The 1,534-nt window shown below is 45.4% G+C and carries 1 pseudogene; it reads left to right on the forward strand.

Features of this window, described 5'->3' with window-relative positions:
- Positions 1-296: 296 nt before the first annotated feature.
- Positions 297-1,240: pseudogene (locus F6K53_RS41630) on the forward strand (IS630 family transposase).
- Positions 1,241-1,534: the final 294 nt, after the last annotated feature.

The following is a 1,534-nucleotide window of genomic DNA, read 5'->3' on the forward strand; positions in this document are numbered from 1 at the left end:
CCTCTGAAACTTCTTTCATCTCGATATTCACCTTAGGCGGAAATCTACCCTCCAAGTTGACATTTGGTTTCACCGGAAGATTAACATCTGGGATGCCAAGATCAGGCAAACTCACTCCTGTAGGAATCTGTTCAACTATCTCTAAGGCTTCTTGCACCTCTGCCTTTACTGTTTTGATTGGTTCTAGGATATTAGCAATTTCCTCTTTTGTCTTATTAAGTAGGTCGGGCTTGAAAAGCTCAGGTATGTTAAGTTAAATAAAGCAATAATACTTTCAATGCTTTGAAGCATTCACTATGGGCGCACGCTTAAGAATCTTTCTAAGTGCCGAACAAGAGCGCACTTTATTTGAACTTCGCACTGCCACTACGGTTCCCCAGCGAGTCAAAGACCGAGCGCAAGTAATTCGTTTAAACCATCAGGGCCTGTATGTAGAGAAAATTGCTGCCTATTTCGGCTGGAATGTTCGAACTGTCCGTGAGGTCATTCATCGATGGCAACACAAAGGCTTGGGGGGACTATGGGATGCTCCTAGACCCGGAGCCCAGAAGCGTTGGCAGCCTGAGGATATTGAATATCTCGAATCCTGCTTACGCCAGGAGGAACGCACCTACAATAGCAAACAGTTAGCCCAAAAGCTGGCTCATGACCGTCATGTTAAGTTGAGCCCGGATCACCTCAGACGAGTGCTTAAAAAAAGGGGGTGATTTGGAAGCGTACTCGCGCCTTGCCACAGAGGGAAGCAAGACCCTATAGAAAAGGCAACCAAGCAAGCCGACCATAAGATGTTGCAATGGTCAGCGGCAGTAGGAGAAATCGACTTATTCTATCTCGATGAGTCGGGATTTTGTATGTGGATGCCCGTAGAACACAGCTATTTCGTAAAGAGGTGAGCAAAAGCGCCTTGAACAGACAGCCCGCAAAGGAAGACGCATTAGCATTTTGGGATTGCTACAACCTAAGCGTGAGCTTTGTCTATGGACTGGTGGTGGGCAGTTTCAACGGGGAGCGCTACATCACGATGATGGATGAACAAGCTCGTCAGGCCAAGCAACAACTCGATCAAACCGGTCGGCTCCGGGTGATTGTCCAGGACAATGGTCCGGTTCATACCAGCTTGCCAGGTGCTTAAGAAATGGGCTCAGTGGGAAGCTCTTGGGCTATATCTGTTCTTTTTACCGAAATATTGCTCAGAGATGAATCCGATTGAATCCGAATGGCATCAGTTAAAAACCCATGAATTGGTGGGTCAAATGTTTGAAGATGAACTGGCCCAACGCTTATGCAGTCATTGATGGCGTCAATGCATTAGCTGAGGTTGGTGGATATCAGGCAGAACGATTCAGATTTCCCTCGAAGTTAGCTCCTTAATAATGTGTTACATACATGAGCTTTTCTACCCTTAGCTACTTAGTACTTTCCTTAACTTCCACTAGGGTGTTATTGATTTCCACTAAAGGGCCACTGACCACACTCTTGATATCAGATAAAATTGTTAAAAAAGTAATCAAAAATACCACTACTAGGATAATCG

The organism is Moorena sp. SIO4A1 (genome assembly GCF_010672065.1).
Taxonomy (GTDB): domain Bacteria; phylum Cyanobacteriota; class Cyanobacteriia; order Cyanobacteriales; family Coleofasciculaceae; genus Moorena.